Origin of the sequence: Runella rosea (assembly GCF_003325355.1) — a bacterium.
GTDB classification, from domain to species: domain Bacteria; phylum Bacteroidota; class Bacteroidia; order Cytophagales; family Spirosomataceae; genus Runella; species Runella rosea.
On sequence record NZ_CP030850.1, the window covers coordinates 5,674,113 to 5,694,838 of the forward strand.

The following is a 20,726-nucleotide window of genomic DNA, read 5'->3' on the forward strand; positions in this document are numbered from 1 at the left end:
AACAACTAAACCTATACCCTACACAATTTTTTATGTTTGTTACTTTGGGTATGTTATTGATTCAATGTTTTGTAAAGTATATCCTTTTTATAATCTGTTGCGGTTTGGCCTGTGTGAGCAAGAAATGCTTTCGCAAAACTTTGTGAACGGCTAAACCCTACCTTGTACGCAATTTGAACGATGCTGTATTGATTTGAAAGTAACAATTCTTTCGCTAATTCCAGACGGGCATTAAGATGATATTGATAAACACTGTTGCCATATATCTGAAGAAACAATTTCCTGAATTTAGAAGGACTCATATTGGATGTACGTGCCAACTCGGCAATTGTAGGCATCGGCATCGACAGGTTAGCCATAATGGCTTGATGCGCTTCAATGATTTTTGCGTAGTCACCTTTTAATACATTGGGAGGGCAGACCGGTAAGGGTGTTACAGGTTCTGTTATTGCTGAAATTTTCATCGTAGGTAATAGAGAGAAGTACTGCTTATGTACTCAAAAGAGTATTAATCAAACAGTGACAAAGTTGGTCGTTTATAATGGATAGAGATAAAAAAGTAGGGTTACAAATGGCTATCATATCCCAAAATGGGTATAAAAAGTGTAAATTATGTCTGTTATTTGTGCTTTTATGGTGTTTAGGATGTAAATCAGGACAAAACCCGATCCATGAAGAAATTAGACGTGCCTGTATTGAATCCGACAAAACGCTGAATCAATACATACAGGTAGATTCATCAAAAGCTTTTACCGTGATACGTAATCTTGAGCGGAAGTTTCCCAACTCAACTTTTGTCAAAGTAAACGCAGCCATAGATTATGCAGAGCTGTATCATTATTGGAATGAAGATTCATTAGCGGTAAGCTATGCAAGTCGAAACTTAAATTTGGCAGGTAGAAATCATTTTTATAATGAGCAAATACATTTGTACCTGATTTTAATAGAAATAACAGAAAATTATAAATCAGCATTAAATTATCTTGAGAAAGTTGAGCTTTTGTTAGAATCTAAAAGATATACAGTTGACCCTGCATTGATTTCACGGTTTTATTATTTATTCGGGTGCTACTACTATGAAATAAGAGACTATTCCAATGCGAAATATAATCTTAATAAATCGCTCTATCTAAGTAGAAAAAATAAATTAATTTGGGAGGAAAGCAAAGCACTTAATATCCTAAGCGTAGTATTCGAGAATGAATTAAAACCTAAAAAAGCATTACAATACATTAATGAAGCTATCAGGATAGGTGAACGTTTTTCGCCAATAAATTGTGGAGGTTATTATTATCAAAAAGGAGTAATACTTAATCATTTAAAGCGTTTTTCAGATGCCGAAGCTGCAATTTTAAAAGCAAAAGAATGTTATAAGATGCACCCACATCCACACAATCCTGAAATTCTTGAAAGTGTATTGGCTGAAGTTTATTTAAGTCAAAAAAAGTACAAAGAAGCAGGTGACAACTACCGTGCTTTTTTGGCAAAAGCTAAATATCAATCTACTAAAGTATGGGCCTATAATTTATTGTCTAAATATTATTTTGAAGTAAAAGATTATAAAAATGCTTATATGGTCAATAAAGAGTCTATTAAATTGAGAGATTCGATATTTTCAACCGAAAGGACTTTTTTTATTGTACAAAAGCGTACTGATTATGAATTGGCTAAAAAGGAATTGGAAATCAAAGAAACACAAGTTCGATTTCGACTTTCTGTCGCAATATTTATTTGTATTGTCATTTCAATTCTCATCTTCGTTAAGCTATCACATAGAAATAGTTTGTTAATGAGGCAATTAGCCAAAGTGAATGAAGAAAAACTTCAACAGGAAATTGAGTTTGAACAGCGTAAATCAGCATTGTCTACTTTGCAATTAAGCCAACATAATGACGTACTGAAAAATCTAAAAAAAGATATTGAAAAAATAGGCCATGTTAACCCTGATCTCATCAAAGACCAAACACGATCAATTATAAAAACACTTGAAAAGGATTTGAATATAGATAATGAATGGAATAAATTTAAATTACACTTTGAATTGGTATCACCCTGTTTCTTTGAAACACTTAAAACACGAAACAGCCAACTCACTGATCTTGATTTAAAACATTGTGCTTACTTAAAGATGAATTTAACTCCTAAGCAGGTAGCACAGATATTGGGAGTTGCGCCAAAAAGCGTAACTCTCTCAAGGGTAAGAATCAAGAAGAAGCTTCACTTGCCTGAAGAAGAACAATTAGCCGATTTTTTAAAGAAAATATAAGTGCATCTTTTTACAATAGTAATACACTTAACCATTGACCCTACCTTGAAATACTGATACTTATGAATTCATCCCAATCTCGACTTTTCAACTCATTTCCTGACTATCCGGAAGACTCTTCGTTGAATATTAATATTGCAAAAGAATATTCAATTAAAATTATTGATTTTCTCATTCAAAACGGGATTCCTTTCAGCTGCTTTCAAGATAATAACGTCTTTGTTAAATACGAGAAGGATTTGGAAGGTAAAAAGGACGTTTTGGCTTCTGATAAAGATTCTTTTATAAGGAAACCTTTGAAGGAAGGCAGTGATTTAGAAGCCGCTATAAAGGTGATACACCAACAAATTACTGCTGATATTTCTGCTGAACTGCCCTCCATTGAAACCATCACTTCTGCATTAAACATAAGCCCCGCTATATTTAAAGCAATATTTAAGAGGATGTATGGCCTGCCTTTTCACAAGTACTGTATAAAATATAAAATGGAACAGGCAAAACAGTTGTTGGAAAGCGGGAAGTATTCTGTAACGCAACTATCCGAAGCATTAGGATACACTACTCCCACAAAGTTTGTCGTCGTATTCAAAAAATATCAAAATATTACTCCCGGAAAAATAAAAGCATTAGCAAAAGCCCAACCCAAATAAATAACAATACTGTCTATACGTAACAACGAGAAGAAAAGCTGCTGCTGTTATACTCTTTTGGTATAGTGCAATGATAACCGTAATTGGTTTTTTGAGGAAAAAGACAGCCCAAAAAACGACTGTACAAGAGGCAATGAAGGCTATGCTTTCCTTCATTGCCTCTTGTACTTATTAGTAATTCAACCGGTCTCGTCTAACGTGCGATTACAATAACATACCCCTAATTGTTACCATCGAATGTTAAAGGAGCTATCGCCCATTATTTACCACAACGCTGATTTTAATACAACACAACTCCGAATTGGTCCCTGTAGATGCTTGTGCCGGACCGGGTGTCAGAGAAAAATATGCCGCAAAACATTTAAAAAGCGTCTGCGGACAGATAGGGAAAGCCGGTTGGCCAATATGGCCCGATGCATCCAGAGGCGGAAGTTATCCGATGCCTGACTTGGCACAATTTAAACAGGAGCTAAGAATTATTAAAAAGGCCGCCAATTCCGTTCTTTTTCAGCAGTAAAAAGCATACCGACACCGAGCGGCCTAAAGACAAAACGTCTTGTATTGTAGCCATTAACTTTCCAAAAATGGATTATTACAAAGTTAGGCAACAACAATAAGGAAGAATGACCGAGTTTTTTCTTCTACTTTCTTCTAAAACCAGTATTGTATGAACCGGAAATAATCTCGTGTGGAAGAAGTATATTCATAGATAACTTCTTTCACACGGATAACGAAGCTGTTTCGCAATTGAAAATGAAGGCAAACCATTTCCACCCGATTGCGGATTTCCTCGAAGCGGTACGTTTACATTAGTATTTAGGAAACCCCTCCGATGAACAGTCGTTTGTAGAGAGTATCCTTTTGAACTGTATAAATAATTTTTCAAATTTCAGTAGCTCTCTGGCCGATTTTCGTTTTATAAAGAAATTCAAAATCAGATATGTCTTACTTAAATATTGATTCTATCAAAGACCGCACTTTCGATGCCATCGTGGTTGGCTCGGGCATTAGCGGCGGCTGGTCGGCCAAAGAATTGTGCGATAAAGGGCTCAAAACCCTCGTTTTGGAGCGCGGGCGAGACGTCAAACACGTGACTGACTACCCCACCACGATGATGAATCCGTGGGAGTTTGACCACTTGGGGCAATTGCCCAAAGCCATCAAAGATGCTAACCCGATTGCGAGCCGCTGCTATGCCTTTAAAGAAGAGTCGGCACATTTTTTTGTTAAAGACGCGGAGCATCCTTACGTGCAGGAAAAACCCTTTGACTGGATTCGTGGCTATCATGTCGGTGGCAAATCGCTGATGTGGGCACGCGGAACGCAGCGCTGGTCGAAGTACGATTTTGAAGGCCCAGCCCGTGATGGCTTTGCCGTGGAATGGCCCATTCGGTACGAAGAGTTGGCACCTTGGTACAGCCACGTTGAAACCTTTGCGGGGATTTCGGGAAACAAAGACGGATTGGCCCAATTGCCTGACGGAGAGTTTTTGCCGCCGTTTGAGCAGTCGTGTGTAGAAAAGCATTTTAGCCAACAAATGGCGCAACATTATAAAGGAGCACGCCCCATTATTGTAAGTCGATGTGCGCATTTGACCAAGCCCAAACCCATTCATTATCAGCAAGGTAGGGCGCAGTGTCAGCAACGCGATTTGTGCGTGCGCGGGTGTCCGTACGGCGGGTATTTCAGCAGCAATGCATCGACCCTGCCCTGGGCAGCACGAACGGGTAACATGACCCTGCGGCCCGATTCGGTGGTGCATTCGGTGATTTATGACGAAAAACTGGGCAAGGCAACGGGCGTACGCGTTATTGACGCCCATACCAAAGAGGCGGTTGAGTATTATGCCAAAATCATTTTCTTGAATGCTTCGGCGCTCAATACCAACTTGATTTTGTTGAACTCCAAATCCAATCGTTTTCCAAACGGGTTGAGCAACGACAACGGATTGTTGGGTAAATACGTGGCGTTTCACAACTTCCGGACCACTATTTCGGGTGAATACGAAGGACTTTTGGATACTGTTACGGAAGGAAAACGCCCCGGTAGTAGTTATATTCCACGTTTTAGGAATGTGTTTCAGCAAGATAAAGTTGATTTTCTGCGGGGCTATGCGGCAGGATTTTCGGGAGAACGGGCCATGTCCCGTAATACCTCAGACATGGGAGAAACATTGAAAGAAAATCTGTCCAAGCCCACTTACGGAAACTGGCGTGTGGGCTCTTGGATGATGGGTGAAACCATTCCGAAAGAGAGCAACTACGTGACGCTTGATTCAAACCTGACCGACCAATGGGGCATTCCACTCCTGAAAGTGTCGGTGGCGTATGATGACAACGACGACAAAATGGTGAAGGATTTTCACGAACAAATGACCGAAATGTTGACGTTGGCTGGCTTTACCAACATCCGCACCAACGACGTTCCTGGCAAAGCCCCGGGCCTCGACATCCACGAAATGGGCGGCGTGCGCATGGGCAAAGACCCCAAAACGTCGCAATTGAATAAATGGAATCAGCTTCATCACTGCAAAAACGTCTTTGTCACCGACGGAGCGTGTATGACGTCTACGTCTACGCAAAACCCATCTTTGACCTATATGGCCATCACGGCCCGTGCCACCGACTATGCCGTGAAGCAGTTGAAAGCAAAGAATCTATAAAGGCTGCGTCAGTCGGTACAAACTGTGACGTATAACCGACCAACGCTTAAAAAAATCAACATATTTTATCTGGAAATAGCGGGGCACTGCCCCGCTATTTTGTTTTACATGAACCGTAAAATTGAAAATCAGCAGTCGTATATACGATAAAAGTCATGAGTTTACTGTAAAAATAGCCTCTCCCCGCTATCTTTGCAGCCTAAGTGATGAGTTTAGCTTTAAGAAAGTCGTCACGCCACCTTAAAATTGCGGTGATGAGCCGTTTACAAATTTTTTTTAGAATGAAAGTCCTCAAATTTGGCGGCACTTCGTGCGGCACTGTCGAAAGTATCCAACAGGTCATTCAGATTTTACAAGATAATATTGCCAAAGGTGAGCGCATAGCCGTGGTGTATTCTGCCATGGGCGGTGTAACCAACAAGTTGATTGAGATAGGGCGTATGGCATCCAAGGGAAATGCCGAGTATTTTGATGCACTCAAAGCCGTCGAAGAACGCCACTTTGCGGCCATTCGTGGCTTGATTGACATCAAAAATCAAAGCAGTTCTATCGCCAAAGTACGTGGATTGGTCAACGAATTGGAAGATTTACTGAAAGGTATTTCGCTGATTCGGGAACTGTCGGCCCGAACGCTTGATTTGTTAATGTCTTTTGGTGAGCGCCTTTCTACAACCATCATTACCGAGGCCCTCAAAGCCCGCGGTGTAAAAGCGGAGTTTTGTGACGCCCGCACCCTGATACGCACCAATGATCATTTTGGCTACGCCGAAGTGGATTTTGAGGTGACAAATGCGCAAATTTTGGCCCATTTTGCCAGAACTGATGCGATGCAGTGTATTACAGGCTTCATTGCCTCTACGGTCGAAGGGATTACAACCACCCTTGGGCGCGGTGGTTCGGATTATACGGACTCCATTTTTGGGGCGGCACTCGACGCCGACGTGATTGAAATCTGGACCGATGTAGACGGGATGATGACCGCCGACCCGCGCAAGGTTTCTACCGCGTTTACGATTCCGACCATTACCTACGCGGAAGCCATGGAGTTGAGTCACTTTGGGGCCAAAGTGATTTATCCACCGAGCTTACAGCCCGCGTTTGTTAAGAATATTCCGATTAAAGTGCTGAATACCTTCAACGTAGCCTCGGAAGGGACCACTGTTCATACAACATCCGATGAAACGTCTTTTGCCATCACGGGCATCAGCTCCATTGATGACATTGCCCTTGTCAATGTGCAAGGCAGCGGTTTGATTGGGGTGGCGGGCGTGTCGGCGCGTTTGTTTTCGGCGCTTTCGCGGCATAAAATCAGCGTCATTTTGATTTCGCAAGCATCGTCCGAACATTCGATTTGTTTTGCCATTGACCCTAAAAACGCCGACCGCGCCAAGGAGGTTTTGGACCAAACTTTTGCGCCCGAAATCAGCGCTGGCGATATTGACCGGGATGGAATTCAGATTCAGAAAAACGTTTCTATTATCGCCATCGTGGGCGAAGGAATGCGTCGTAGTACGGGTGTTTCGGGGAAATTATTTACGGCGTTGGGCAAAAATGGTATCAACGTCATCGCCACTGCCCAAGGCTCTTCGGAGTTGAATATCTCGGTGGTTATTCAGAAAAATGACCTTTCCAAGGCGCTTAATGCCATTCACGGGGTGTTTTTTCAGTCAGAAGTACGAACATTGAACCTGTTTATTGTCGGAACAGGCTTGATTGGGAGTACGTTCTTGAAACAACTTTCGGCACAGTCAGACTATTTAGCCAAAGAGAAATTGCTGAAAGTCAACGTAGTAGGCTTGGCCCGCAGCAAAAAAATGTGGCTCAATCCAGAAGGTATCAGCCTGACCCATTGGAAGGAAGAACTGGACGAAAATGGCAAAACCACGAGCTTGCCAGCGTTTGTACAGCGTATTCGGGAGTTCAACTTACCCAACAGCGTATTCATTGACTGTACGTCCGACAAGGATATTATCCATTATTATCACCCTTTGCTCGACGCCAGCGTGTCGGTCGTGACGCCCAACAAAGTGGCCAATTCGAGCAGCTACTCTGAGTATCGACGGTTGCAGCAAACGGCAGTGCGTAAGGGAGTTAAGTTTTTGTACGAAACCAACGTGGGCGCAGGTTTGCCCATCATCAACACCATTCAGGGGTTGATGGCTAGTGGTGATAAATTTGTCAAAATTGAAGCCATTTTATCTGGAACGCTGTCTTTCATTTTCAACAGCTTTGTGGAGGGAACCCGATTTGTTGATATTGTGGGCGAAGCCAAAGAAAAAGGCTACACCGAGCCTGACCCGCGCGACGATTTGAGCGGCCTCGACGTAGCGCGTAAAATCCTGATTTTGGCCCGTGAAACAGGCGTTGGACTCGAAATGAGCGACATTCAAATTGCGCCAATTTTGCCCGATAATTGTTTGCAAGCTCCAACCGTTGCTGATTTCTTTACTGAATTAGAAAATTCTGACGCGTATTTTGGGGGTTTGCTGCAAGCGGCCGCCGAAAAAGGAGAGAAATTGCGCTACATCGCCACGCTCGAAAACGGCAAAGCCACACTTCAGCTGCGCACCGTCGATGCCGACCATCCGTTTTATTCGCTTTCTGGTGCCGACAACATCGTTTCGTTTACCACCGAGCGTTACAACTCACGGCCGTTGGTGGTCAAAGGGCCGGGTGCTGGGGCAGAAGTGACCGCTTCGGGCGTGTTTGCCGACGTGATGAGCATTAGTAGTTATTTATCATAAAACTGAAAATCAGTATGCTGTTGAACGTCGGCGAGGCTTCAAGCCTCGCCGACGTTTTTTTTTGTAAATGCCTTTTTTTAGCCGATTGATGGGTATGTGCAAACCCAAGTTGTCTAAATTTGTCCTGCACCGATTATTAAAAGGGTACATTTCATCTCAAATATTATTATATCTTTGTTCGTGATGAACTCTTAATTCTATGAGAATGAAAGCGATTGCTTCAACACATTTAGTGTGTTTGGCTCTATTCGTAAATGCTGCTTTTGCACAAATAAGTCCAGTTGACAGCCTAAAAAAAGTACTTTCTCAGCCCATGGCCGATACAGCCCGGGTGTTTACGCTTGACCAATTGAGCCTTCGATTGATGTATTCAAAACCAGTGGTTGCGATGCAGTACTCCCAAGAAGGATTAGATTTGGCGGAGAAAATCAATTTTCCCCGTGGAAAAGTCCGAAATATGAACCGTTTGGGTTCTATTCTGCGCTTTACGAGCAATTATGCGGAGGCGTTGGAGATGCACTTTAACGCCCTGAAAATTGCGGAAAAAATCGACTATCAAGAGGGCGTGGCCCGAACCCTCAACAACATCGGAATCTTGTATTCCGAACAAAAAGAATCCAAAAAAGCCATTGAGTACTACTTTAAGACCAAAGTCATTGCCGAAAAAATAAACGACCAAAATCTCCTTCAAATTTCATTAGTCAATCTCGGGACCGATTATGCCCTTTTAAATCAAACCGATTCTGCGCGTTTTTATACCGAAGCGGCCTACGAAATGGCCGTCAGACGTAAAAGTAGTAACGTGCCTGTATTGTTGATGAATCTGGGTAATATTTACAACCGAATGGGGAATTATCCCTTGTCGCTCCAGTACTATCGTTCGGCCTTGCCCTACCTGAAAGCCGCCGATAATAACCGATTGCTGAGCCAAACGTACTTTGAGATGGCTGAGGTCTTTAAAGCACGAAAACGCCTTGATTCTTGTCAGTATTACGCCCAAAAATCCCTGTCGTTGAGTCGGGAAGTCAACAATACCAAGTATATCTACGAAGCAGGAACGCTGCTTGCATCGTTGTACGAGTCCAGCGATAAAGCCAAGGCCTACGACTATTTTAAACTCGCGGCGGTGGCCAAAGACAGTATTTTCAGTGAAGAAAAAACAAAGCAAATTCAAAATTTAGGCTTAAATGAGCAATTGCGGCAACAAGAACTGAGCGCCACTCGAAAAGAGTTTGAGAATCAACGAAGAATGTACCTTTTGTTTGGGGTGATGGGCGTGATTTTGATTGTGATGGTAATTCTTTATCGAAATAATATTCAAAAGAATAGGGCAAACGAACTTTTACACAAGCAAAAAGAGGCTATTCAAACCCAAAAGAAGCAACTCCAGACGTCGCTCGAAACCCTCAAAAATACCCAGGCCCAGCTCATCCAAAGGGAAAAACTCGCCAGCCTGGGCGAGCTTACTACCGGCATTGCCCACGAGATTCAGAATCCGTTAAACTTCGTGAATAATTTTGCTGACATCAGCGTCGGGATGGTGCAGGAATTGATGGAAATCAAAGAAGAAGTCAAGGCTCGAACCAATTCGGTAGCAGCAGTCCAAACGGGAGTTGAATTGCCGCCTGAGATTAAAGCACAAAATGAAGAGGATGAGGTTTTAGAAATGGAGCTTTTGGGTAGCTTGGAAAAAACCCTTCAGAAAGTCACCAATCACGGGCAACGCGCCAGCGACATCGTTAAAAGTATGCTCGAACACTCGCGCACGGGTACGGGCGAACCAGACATCACCAACATCAACAAAATCGTTGATGAATACCTCCGCCTCGCGTTTCATGGCATGAAAGCCAAGTACAAAAATTTCAACTCGGCCTATGAGTTTGTGGCGGATGAAAATCTACCCGACATCACCGTGGTGCCGCAGGATATTGGCCGAGTAATGATGAATTTGTGTAACAACGCGTTTTATTCGGTCAATTTTAAAGCCAACCAGACGAGTAAACAGAACGACGGCATGATGGCGGTATTGGCCACTTACCAACCCAACGTAACGGTGATTACAAAAAAAGGGAAGGATATGATTGAAATCCACGTAAAAGACAACGGCACTGGCATTGCGGATAATGTACGGGGTAAGATTTTTCAGCCGTTTTTTACGACCAAACCCACGGGCGAAGGAGCGGGGCTGGGATTGTCGCTCAGCTATGACATCGTGGTCAAAGGCCACGGCGGTACCATTGATGTGGAGACGGTAGAAGGGGAAGGAGCTACGTTTATTGTCAAATTGCCGATCAAATCATTTGCCGAAGAAGAGAAAAAGAAAGCAAAGAAATAGTTCGTTTTGATTATATTTAACTGTTCATTAAACCATTACTTAACTCCCTTACATTATGAATAAGTCTTTTTTTATTACTTGTATTCTTTTGATAGCGGCACACCTTTCATTTGCTCAGGCTCACATTGAGACCGAAGGAGAGGGCAGCAGCATTGAGCCGATGTCGATAGTTATCGGCGTGGTGATAGGCTTAGTGGTTGGTTATTTGGTAGGCTCGAAAATGGGTAAAAAGTAATAGCGCAAAAGAGGGGTTTGTGGTATTACAAATCCCTCCTTTTGATGTGTTCGAGTGTAATCAACAACGGGACGATTCTACCTTCGTGTTTTTCCCGTAATTCAAAACCCATCTTCTTCGTTTTGTAGTCAATTTGCTCATAATTCAATAGTTTTGAGCCCATTACCTTCTGCACCCGCTGGGTAAAAGTTCCCTTTTGCCCATTCATGGCGGTGATACAACTATCAATGTTGACTTCTTTATCGGAAAACAAAAACAACCAAGATTCTGTCCCGGTGACTTCATTAAGTGCGTACACCTGCTCTTCTGAGGGGAGAAATACCTTGGTGTTGGCACCAACCACGGGGCTGATGGAATCAATCGGGAAAAGCTTATCAACGCTGGGCTGGGTGGCATTGGCGCCGAGTACATACAGGTAGGTTTGTTTATCTACGTTAATGCGGAATTTGTATTCGGTGTCGGTTTGTTGCGGGTCGCGGAGTGAGTAGGCCACCAGCGGCTCATTGTCGGTGGTGTTTCCTTCAGGTGACTGGCGCGTAAATGGAAGCTCCACGGGACGTAAATTGGCCAGTTCGATGGTCACATCGCCTGAGCGCAGGGCTTCGGTCGTGTAGTTGTTGGGGGATAGATACGCCTGAAAGCCGTATTTGGTGTGTTTGGTGTAATCATCGTAGCGAATCCAGAAAAAACCATCTTCACCCCAATCTTCACCTCGGCTGTTGACGACGTGAAAAGCCCCGCCGAATTTTTTGTCGTCGTATCCCACCACGCAAACCGCGTGCCCGCCGCGTAAATTGTCCGATTTATTAGGGTCCCATAGGCCATACTCATCGCCCGAGCCAATGCCGAAAAACCGCAAAATACGCATCCAGAGCTTGGGCCAAAAACCGAGTTCGTCCAAGGAAGGAGTAGTTTGAATCGCAATAACGACGGGGGTTCCTTCGGCCAATGCCTTCTTGGTCGCGATGACAATGTCTTCCTGCCGGTCGTTCAACCCAAAAAGGCGGATATAATCCATGATTTTGGATTCTGTCGCTGGCTGGAGTGAGGTCATTGGCGTACAGTCGGGGTAGCCCTGTTGGGAGAGTCGGGCCACGCCGTTGGTTTTCAAAAATTCAAGCGCATTGGCTACTTCTGCCCCTTTTTTACACGCGTCGTCGTTGGGGGATTTGATGGCGTTGTAAAGAAAAGAGGGCGAAAAACGCAGCGCATCTATCGAGTCTTTGTTGGTAATATTGAGCCGTTTGGCTTCTAATATCGTACGCATGTAGTAGGCTGTCGAAAATCCCACGCAGGTACCGAGGGTCCCTTGGTTGAGAACTGAAGGTACATACATCGACAAATCCACTTTGGGGGGGAGCCCATCTTCGTTGACCACCAGACTCGATTTTTTTTTCAGGACATTATTGTACGAAGTATCGTTGAAATTCAGTCCTTGGGCGTGCAGTGAGGTATGGCCCAATATCCACAAAAAAGTGAGTAAGGAGAGTTGCTTTATAGGGTTCATGCGATTGACTTTGAGGGGATTATCGGTTAGCTTTAACAACCGGTTTGGCGGCAGCGGGACGACAACTTACTGGAACCTGACTCAAGCCTGCGTATTCAGGGATAAATGATTTCGTAATTTTGTTAATTCTTGCCAGCAGGTTGTTTAAGGTTACCTCTTTGAGGTTTTTTGCGTACAACATATCCTCAAAAGCCTCGGTAAGCGAATAAGTAAAGACTGAATTTCGTTGGATGGTAAAGACCGGTTTACCCTTTTGTCCACTAGATATTTTCAGGATACGGCAAGGCTCGCCGAGAAATAGTTTTTTTAGAATTTCCTTGCTACGGTCGTGTTTCACAATCGTATTTCTGGGCAGCGGAGTGGGGTATCGGTCAATCATTTTGTTTCGGCAATCGGCCATCACAATACCGAGTCGGAGTCTTTTGGTTTGAAGGATAGCGGCCACTTCATCAATGGATACCAGACTGTGTTTTTCAAGTTTAAACAAACCCGGATTGTCTAATTGCATTGAAGGCAAAGGGCTGTTGTCGGGGTAGGTGCCAAAGCCAGAGTAATAAAAAACGACAATGTCATTTGGATGAATGGAGGTGTCGCTGACCGCATTTCTGACCGCCTTTTCGGTAAGTCCATCCACTTTTCGGTTGACATAAACGGTTTGTAAATGGTATCCGATTTGCGTACTGATTTTTTTAAACATGGTGCTTACCATCTCTTCATCCTTGAGGCTTATCATCCCAAAATCTTTGTTTTCATAATCGGAAGCAAGAATGAGGTGCAGCTTTTGAGCGCGGCTGATAAAAGGTGAAAGGGCAAACAGAAAAAGAAAAAAGTAACTTTTCATAAAAAGGGTTATTTATTTCGGAATCGTCCAATGAGTGCCATAAACTCGGGCATTTCTCTGAGGTAGTCAAACTCGGGATTTTTGCTGATACTGTCAAAATTGGTATATCCTCTTTCGAGGGCTTTGCCCAGCCATTCAACGGCTTCAAAAGGAAGCTTTTGGCGGGCTTTGATGGTGGCAATGTAATAGTAAGCGCGGAAATAAGCGGGATTAAGCTCGATTACTTTTTTGTAAGAAGCCTCGGCTTCAGACAACCGATTTTGTCTTTCCAGCAGGTTGCCGTAATTGTTATGGAAATTGGCATCGTTGGGCGTAAATCCAAGGGCTTTTTTATAGGCAGTTTCGGCTTCTTCAAAACGGTTTTGGCGAGAAAGTAAATTTCCATAGTTGCTGTACACCAAGCCGTTCATGGCGTTCAATTCAATGGACTTTTTATAAGCGGCTTCGGCTTCGGCAAAACGATTTTGGGCCGCCAACAAAATGCCGTAACTGTTGTAAATGTAGGCATCATTGGGGTTAAACTCAATCGCTTTTTTGTACATCACTTCCGCTTCTTCGGGTCGATTGCCCGCACTGAGCAGCATTCCGTAGTTCTTGTACACTTCCGAATCGGTGGTATTGAGCTGAATCGCTCGTTTGTATTCGATTTCAGCTTCGGTAAGGCGGTTTAAATTTTTGAGTAAAATAGCGTAATTTTTGTGGACGTTGGCATCGTTGGCGTTGAGCTCTATAGAGCGCCGGTAGGCAGCTTCGGCCTCATTTTGCCGTCCTTGCCGAGCCAGTAGATTGCCGTAGTTTCCGTACACGACGGAGTTGGTGGGGTTAAGCTCAAAGTATTTTTTATAAGCATTTTCGGCATCGGCGAAACGGTTTTGAGCCGCCAATAAAACGCCGTAGCTATTGTAAACGAATGCATCGTTGGGGTTTAGTTCGATGCATTTTTTATACTCGTTTTCGGCCTCTGCTTGACGGTTTTGGGATACCAATAATATACCATAATTAAAATGCGCTTGGGCATTGTTGGGGTCTAGTTGGATGGACTTCTGAAACGCCGTTTCAGCTTCTGCTGGGCGGTTCTGGACGGTCATGACAACTCCATAATTGCTGTAAGCGGTGGCGTAGTTGGGCTGAAGTTCAATGGCTTTTCTGTACGCAATCTCGGCCTCGTTGTACCTCTTTTTTGTGTTGAGCAGCATCCCATAGTTGTTATACGTTTCGGCATCGCTGGTTTTTAACTCAATGGCTTTTTTGTAGGCTTCTTCGGCGGCTTCTGCTTTGTTTTGAATTGAGAGCAGGTTGCCGTAGTTTTTGTAGACTACGGGGTCGTCAGCTTTTAATTCAATGGCTTTTTTGTACGCTGCCTCTGCTTCGGCCCGTTTATTTTGGGCGGCCAGCGCCATGCCGTAATTTACGTGTAAAAAACTCCAGTTGGGGGCGAATTGAATTCCTTTTTCAAAAACCTGTTGTGCTTCTTTGTACGATTTTTTCAAGTACAGAATGCGCCCCGCGTCGTTGTAGGCGGGAGCAAACGTACTGTCGGCGTCGAGGGCCTGACGAAAGTTCAATAAGGCGGCATCGACATTGACTGGTTCTGCGATTAATCCTTTATAATATGAAACCCGCGCCCGAAGATTGGGGTACAAAAAGTGGGATTTCCCCAAAATCAAGTACGTTTTTTCTAAATATCGGATGTTTTTTTGGTAAGCACTTGTCACTTCAGGCGCGTTTTTGTTTTCCAAAAGACCGGCAAAAGCTTTTGATGATTCTTCTAGCAAGGCCGCCGCAAACTCCCGCTTAATGAAAGGGTGCATGTCTTTGATAGAGGGCGCTGCAAGCAATCTTTCAAAATAGCCCTCGGCGGCGTTAGGCACATCAAGCAATTGCTTATTGGTGACTGCCTCCTGAAAATCAGTGTACAGTTTTTTGACGTCGGTTTCCGCTTCTTCTAAAATAGTTTGGGTTACGCCTCGGCCTTGTACTGCTGCAAAGAGCGGTGGCGGTACGTTTTTACGGACTGATTCCAGCGTAGCTACGTCTACTTTGACGATGGGCAGTGATTTGTCGGCGGCAATCAAAAGAGGGTTCTGTGGATTAGGGGCGGCCTCGGCAGTAACGCGGTCTTCCAGATAGCGCTCCAATTCGCGTAGGGTAACGGTTTTGTCACCGTCGGTATCGGCCAGTCCCTGCATTCCCCTGATAAGGTGATAGCTAAACAGCCCGCGACCGCCTCCCCATTGGTATCCTTCCAGCGACAACTCATTGGCCTGACACGCCATAAACTTCACTTCATTGGCTACCTGTTTGAGCAGTTGCTGGCCCATGAGCTGAACCCCGCCAATTTCATTTCCTGCTAACTTTCCTGCCCGACACGCATCCAAAAACAACAATATCTGAGCGTGATTTTTGGTTGAAAGGGTGGCAATGTAATCCTGTAAATAAAGTACCGCAAAGGCCGTGGAATTATAATTGCTGCTGTAAGAATCGTGGGTAAGCAAAAAACCGCGTTGGGCAATGGTGCGGGATTCTTGGTCGCCGTGCCCCGAAAAATACAAGAATACGCGGTCGTTGGGCTTGACAAAATCCAGCAGATTTCCCATGGCCCGGTCTACCTGTCCCAAGGTTGCTTTTTCGTTTAGCAGAAGTTGGATGTTGGATTCTGGTACTGAGCCTCCCGCGGGAGACGTTAGAAAATTATAGAAAGCAAGGGCGTCGTCGCCGGCAAAGCGCAGTGAATTGATGTGTAGATATTGCGACACGCCCACAATCACTGCCCATGTTTGCCCCACTGTTTTTGGGGCCATGTTGGCTTTCTCCACTTTTTGGCCGCGTTCTTCTTGCGCTTCAATCTGGCCCGTAAACGTGATAAAAGCCCAAAAAATGAGTAAGAGTTTTTGAAGTTTCATAAATCGTAAAGTAGGTCCAATCAGGTTTAGCAGATGGCAATTGTATAATAAAAGGGGTAGGGTGGTATAGACATACTTTAAAGTAAAATTAACTGATTTTTTCCTCCTTTTAAAAGGAAATCGTAAAGCCTTTTCGGAACATTTATTTTTTGGATGAAAGGAATATTATTTAGCGTGGAAATGAGTTGTGACGGAACATTAAGAATGATGGACGGGAAAAGTCTCTTTGAAAGGACAAAACGTGGCGGTTCGTAAGAATCTCCTCAAAAATACTGGGAATCGATAGCTTTCCAAGAAAACGACATCGTTTTTACTTCATAAAATTTTCGAGCAAAGGTTGTTGATAACTGTTTGGAAATGAGATTTAAACATTGTACAATTGAAGTAATTTAAAGCTTCTGCCACAAGGATAAATCTCAAAAAAACATCCGCCCCAAATGGCAGAAGCTAGGTTTTATCTTAGTTGCTGGCGTTGCGGGTGCGAGGCTTAGGTTTTTAACATCATATAGAGAAACCTGTTTAGCTATGTTTTATCCTTTCTTAGCGACGAAACGCACCCACTCACCAATAGGGATAGCAGATATACCACAGCTGTCCTTTTAAAAGGTATATCTATTGGGGGTAGTATTTGGAGTAGGCTAATAGTTTAAACGCTGATTGAAAACCCATTATTGAAGATAAAAATTCACTTAACTCATTGCTGTTAAAAAACATAGGAATTTGAAGTCTCAGGTGAAGCTGATGTTTAAGCCTGAGATGTATGACATTTTACCCTTCTAAACCTCTACGTTGACAATGAAACTTTTTCTTCTGAGTGTCTTGATGGCTGTTTTCTCAGGGAGTTTTTGCTTTGCCCAAAACAGTCAGTTAATTGATAACTTAAAGCATCAATTGTCTATTGCCACCCACGATACCAGCCGTGTACTTTTAATGACAGATATAGCTTTCAATGATTTTGTTTCTAATCCCCAGAGCTCCAAACTATACGCCCAAAAAGCCTTGGAACTTTCAAAGAAAATAAAATTTTCTAGAGGCGAAGCGAAGGCTTTAAGCATTATTGCGCTGATAATCAGACAAGATGGTAATTTTTCTGAGTCATTAGAGTTGCAATTTAAATCTTTAAAGATTGCAGAAGAAAACAATGTTCCCTTAGAAAAAGGATATTGCTTGATGCGGATAGGTAATATCTACCGGGATGAAATTGACCGTAACAAAGCGGTGAATTTTTACAACCGAGCCCTAAAAGAATATGAAATGATTCATTTTGATGAGGGAGTTGCCGCCGTATTTATGAATTTAGGTAGCTTGTATTTATCCTCCAATAAAATAGATTCCGCGTTAAAATACAGTCAGTTAGCTTTTGCAAGAAGCAAAATGACTGTAATACCTTTACGTTTACAATCGGATATTTTTTTACTGTTGGGTAATGTTCAGGACAGGACCGAAAATACTGCCAGTGCTTTGAATTACTGGAAACAGGGGCTTCAAATCGCCATTCAAGCCAAAGATACCCGTACAAAAACCGCTAACTATTTGACAATTGCCCAGTTCTACAATAGAGAGCATCTTTATGATTCTTCCATTTACTATGCAGAAAAAGGCCTCGTGGAGGCTAAACAAATTTCATTTAAGCGACAGATATTGTTAGCGAATCAATTACTTGCAGCAGGCTATGAATCTAAGAATTTACAAAAAGCCTATAATCATTTAAAAGAAGCTCAATTAGCCAACGAAGAACTATATGGCCCTAAGCAAGTACAGGCTTTACAAAAAATAGTGTTTGAGGAACAGGAACTTCAACGCAAAATTGAAGCTGACACAATCGCTTTTCAAAATCAACTGAAACAATACGCACTTTTGGCGGGCTTGGCAGTCACGCTTTTAATAGGTTTTATTCTTTACAGAAATAATCGCCAAAAGCAGAAAGCCAATGAAGTATTGGGCAATACTTTGACCAATCTTAAAGTGACGCAAGTTCAACTCGAAAACAAAAACCGTGATTTAGAAATTGAGGCGGCGCTGGAGCGAATCCGCAGCCGAACCATGGCGATGTACAAAAGCGAGGAACTGGCAGAAGTAACCACCCTTCTTTATCAACAAATCACTCAATTGGGCGGCATGTTTGACCGGTTTGTGATTGGCATTATTGATGAGCAAAAGAGAATAGTGGATATATGGGCCACTGACCAGTCTGGGCAACAATTAAATAAGCACTTTGTCGCCCGATTAAATGAAAAAACAACTTTTGTAAAAATATATGCCAGTTGGAAATCAGGCCAAAAGTCGCAGGTAATTGACTTGCAGGGGGAGGAATTTCTGGAATGGTTAAAATATGCCCGTGAAGAACTGGGAATACAGATTAATGAAGCCCAACTCAAGGGGCGTAGGTTACAGAATGTTGCTTATTTTTCTCAAGGTTACTTGGGAATTCAATCCAGTGAGCCGCTCTCTCCCGAAATCAATGTGATATTGGAGCGTTTTTCCACCGTATTCAACCTGACCTACACCCGTTTTCTTGACCTGCAAAAAGCTGAAGCACAGGCAAGAGAATCGCAAATTCAACTGGCAATGGAAAGGGTTCGTTCAAGAGCAATGGCTATGCAAACAAAAGAGAACCTGACAAATGAGGATCTGAAAGATGCAGCTGCTCTATTGTTTCAACAAGTAAAAGCATTGGGTGTACCAGCATACAGCTGTGGGTATAATATATGGAACCAGGGGGAGAAAGAATGTGATTCATGGATGAGTACTCATGATGGCAGTGGTATAAATCCTGCATTTAAGATACCATTAACGGAAGAGGCTAATTTTATTCAATTCGTTGAGTCAAAAAAAAATAATGAGTCATTTTACGTAATAGAAATGAGTGGCGAAAGAATGCAGGAGTATTATCAATACCTGATCAAGACAATTCCTGTTTTTAAAGCATACTTCGAGGAGTCAGTTAAAGCAGGATTTCCCATGCCTGAAACTCAGATACATCACATTGCAAACTTCTCGTATGGTAACCTGATGTTTATTACACTTGAACCCTGTCCTGAATTCCACGACGTATTCAAAAGATTTGCAGCTGTTTTCGAACAAACCTACACACGGTTTTTGGAACTTAAAAAAGCAGAAGCGCAGGCAAGAGAAGCAAAAATTGAAGCCGCAATGGAGAAAGTGAGAGGACGTGCAATGGCCATGCAAAAACCCCATGAACTGGTAGAAGTAGCGCAATTGCTCCGCAAAGAAATGGGCCTCCTTGGTGTAGAAGAATTAGAAACAAGCTCCATTTATATACATAATGAAGGTGCAGGAGAAACCGAATGCTGGTACGCCATAAAAGACATTCGCGGCAACGGTATTAACCTTGTATCCGACCACATGAAGATTCACTTAAAGGATACATGGGTTGGCAGCAAAATGTTGGCCTTTCAACATTCAAAGAAAAAACAAACTTCCATTTTAATGCAGGGTCAGCACCGGAAAGATTGGATCAACTATTGCGCACAGCATTCAAGGGTGTTGCAAGGTTACTATGGCGATGAGATACCTGAACGCACCTATCACCTGGTAAAGTTCTCTCATGGTTTTATAGGCGTTGCATCACCTGGCGACATCTCGAATGAATGCTGGAATTTATTGCAACGGGCTACCTCTGCTTTTTCTCTCGCCTATACACGTTTCAATGATTTGAAATTGGCAGAAGCACAGGCAGTCCAAGCTCATCTTGACTTAATTCAAATACAAACCGAAAAAAAGAGAGCAGAAGACACTTTAATTGAACTCCGTGCTACCCAAGCTCAATTGATTCAAAAAGAAAAACTAGCCAGCCTTGGCGAACTCACGGCGGGCATTGCCCATGAGATTCAGAACCCGCTAAATTTTGTCAATAATTTCTCTGAACTCTCGGTTGATTTGGCTCAGGAACTAAATGAAGAGCTTGATAAAGAGCCGATTGACAAGGTGTTTGTAAAGGAATTGATGGGTGATTTGACCCAAAACCAGCAGAAAATCAATCTTCACGGTAAGCGCGCGTCAAGCATTGTAAAAGGAATGCTAGAGCATTCTCGCCAATCGACGGGCGAGCGAGAATTGACTGACATTAACCAACTCGCCGATGAATATTTGCGATTGAGTTACCACGGCTTACGGGCGAAGGACAGTAGTTTTAATTGTGATTATGCGTTGATTGGAGCTAGAGACTTGCCCAAAATTGAAGTAGTTCCGCAGGAGATTGGGCGGGTGTTGTTGAATTTGATTAATAATGCTTTTTACGCCGTCAATGCCAGACGCGCTCAAAATGCTGCCGACGTTAATTACTCGCCCAAAGTTGTTGTCAGTACCCAAGTTATTGATAATCAAGTTGTCATCCAAGTTAAAGACAACGGCATAGGAATGTCGAAAGAAGTGCAGGCCAAAATCTTCCAACCCTTTTTCACGACCAAACCCACGGGCGAGGGCACGGGCTTAGGGCTGAGTTTGGCCTATGATATTGTGACCAAGGGGCATGGCGGGACGATTGAGTTAGAGAGTGTAGAGGGCGAGGGGACGAAGTTTAGGGTGGGATTGCCCATCAAGCAACAATAATCACGAGCGAT

11 protein-coding genes are annotated in these 20,726 nt (G+C 43.2%); 7 read left to right on the forward strand and 4 right to left on the reverse strand.

Going from position 1 to position 20,726, the window contains the following annotated elements:
• Positions 1–53: 53 nt before the first annotated feature.
• Positions 54–464, reverse strand: a complete 411-nt coding sequence (locus DR864_RS23420) for a helix-turn-helix domain-containing protein (protein ID WP_114069238.1) — start codon at positions 462–464, stop codon at positions 54–56.
• Positions 465–541: 77 nt separating this feature from the next.
• On the opposite strand from DR864_RS23420, the gene DR864_RS23425 reads away from it, so the two are divergent.
• The 6 genes from DR864_RS23425 to DR864_RS23455 all read left to right on the forward strand — a co-directional run bounded on the left by DR864_RS23425 (position 542) and on the right by DR864_RS23455 (position 10,892).
• The gene (locus DR864_RS23425) at positions 542–2,266 is read left to right on the forward strand and encodes a tetratricopeptide repeat protein (RefSeq protein ID WP_114069239.1); all 1,725 of its coding nucleotides are present in this window, start codon (positions 542–544) and stop codon (positions 2,264–2,266) included.
• A 62-nt stretch (positions 2,267–2,328) separates the two neighbouring features.
• Positions 2,329–2,916 (forward strand): helix-turn-helix domain-containing protein, encoded by a 588-nt coding sequence (locus DR864_RS23430; protein ID WP_114069240.1) that lies wholly within the window; start codon positions 2,329–2,331, stop codon positions 2,914–2,916.
• A gap of 940 nt (positions 2,917–3,856) precedes the next feature.
• Entirely contained in the window at positions 3,857–5,578 is a 1,722-nt protein-coding gene (locus tag DR864_RS23440) for a GMC oxidoreductase (RefSeq protein ID WP_114069242.1), read from the forward strand.
• 281 nt (positions 5,579–5,859) lie between these two features.
• The gene (gene thrA, locus DR864_RS23445) at positions 5,860–8,322 is read left to right on the forward strand and encodes a bifunctional aspartate kinase/homoserine dehydrogenase I (protein ID WP_114069243.1); all 2,463 of its coding nucleotides are present in this window, start codon (positions 5,860–5,862) and stop codon (positions 8,320–8,322) included.
• A 205-nt stretch (positions 8,323–8,527) separates the two neighbouring features.
• Positions 8,528–10,657, forward strand: coding sequence for a tetratricopeptide repeat-containing sensor histidine kinase (locus DR864_RS23450; RefSeq protein WP_114069244.1), 2,130 nt, complete (start codon positions 8,528–8,530; stop codon positions 10,655–10,657).
• Positions 10,658–10,712: 55 nt separating this feature from the next.
• Positions 10,713–10,892: a hypothetical protein gene (locus tag DR864_RS23455; protein ID WP_114069245.1), complete on the forward strand. Its 180-nt coding sequence runs from the start codon at positions 10,713–10,715 to the stop codon at positions 10,890–10,892.
• Between the two features lie 25 nt (positions 10,893–10,917).
• Here DR864_RS23455 and DR864_RS23460 read toward each other — a convergent pair whose 3' ends face one another.
• The 3 genes from DR864_RS23460 to DR864_RS23470 are packed head-to-tail and all read right to left on the reverse strand — an operon-like array spanning position 10,918 to position 16,143.
• Complete coding sequence (locus DR864_RS23460) at positions 10,918–12,399, reverse strand: C1 family peptidase (protein ID WP_162794069.1); 1,482 nt, start codon at positions 12,397–12,399, stop codon at positions 10,918–10,920.
• A 19-nt stretch (positions 12,400–12,418) separates the two neighbouring features.
• Complete coding sequence (locus DR864_RS23465) at positions 12,419–13,240, reverse strand: caspase family protein (RefSeq protein WP_114069247.1); 822 nt, start codon at positions 13,238–13,240, stop codon at positions 12,419–12,421.
• A gap of 8 nt (positions 13,241–13,248) precedes the next feature.
• On the reverse strand, positions 13,249–16,143 hold the full coding sequence (locus DR864_RS23470) for a tetratricopeptide repeat protein (protein WP_114069248.1): 2,895 nt from the start codon (positions 16,141–16,143) through the stop codon (positions 13,249–13,251).
• 795 nt (positions 16,144–16,938) lie between these two features.
• Between DR864_RS23470 and DR864_RS30490 the strand changes: the two genes are divergently transcribed.
• On the forward strand, positions 16,939–20,715 hold the full coding sequence (locus DR864_RS30490; RefSeq protein WP_310587534.1) for a tetratricopeptide repeat-containing sensor histidine kinase: 3,777 nt from the start codon (positions 16,939–16,941) through the stop codon (positions 20,713–20,715).
• Positions 20,716–20,726 lie beyond the last annotated feature (11 nt).

Bases quoted from the DNA above. Each gene is read 5' to 3' on its own strand.
- DR864_RS23420 (WP_114069238.1), bottom strand. From the start codon at position 464: ATGAAAATTTCAGCAATAACAGAACCTGTAACACCCTTACCGGTCTGC.
- DR864_RS23425 (WP_114069239.1), top strand. From the start codon at position 542: ATGGATAGAGATAAAAAAGTAGGGTTACAAATGGCTATCATATCCCAA.
- DR864_RS23430 (WP_114069240.1), top strand. From the start codon at position 2,329: ATGAATTCATCCCAATCTCGACTTTTCAACTCATTTCCTGACTATCCG.
- DR864_RS23440 (WP_114069242.1), top strand. From the start codon at position 3,857: ATGTCTTACTTAAATATTGATTCTATCAAAGACCGCACTTTCGATGCC.
- thrA (WP_114069243.1), top strand. From the start codon at position 5,860: ATGAAAGTCCTCAAATTTGGCGGCACTTCGTGCGGCACTGTCGAAAGT.
- DR864_RS23450 (WP_114069244.1), top strand. From the start codon at position 8,528: ATGAAAGCGATTGCTTCAACACATTTAGTGTGTTTGGCTCTATTCGTA.
- DR864_RS23455 (WP_114069245.1), top strand. From the start codon at position 10,713: ATGAATAAGTCTTTTTTTATTACTTGTATTCTTTTGATAGCGGCACAC.
- DR864_RS23460 (WP_162794069.1), bottom strand. From the start codon at position 12,399: ATGAACCCTATAAAGCAACTCTCCTTACTCACTTTTTTGTGGATATTG.
- DR864_RS23465 (WP_114069247.1), bottom strand. From the start codon at position 13,240: ATGAAAAGTTACTTTTTTCTTTTTCTGTTTGCCCTTTCACCTTTTATC.
- DR864_RS23470 (WP_114069248.1), bottom strand. From the start codon at position 16,143: ATGAAACTTCAAAAACTCTTACTCATTTTTTGGGCTTTTATCACGTTT.
- DR864_RS30490 (WP_310587534.1), top strand. From the start codon at position 16,939: ATGAAACTTTTTCTTCTGAGTGTCTTGATGGCTGTTTTCTCAGGGAGT.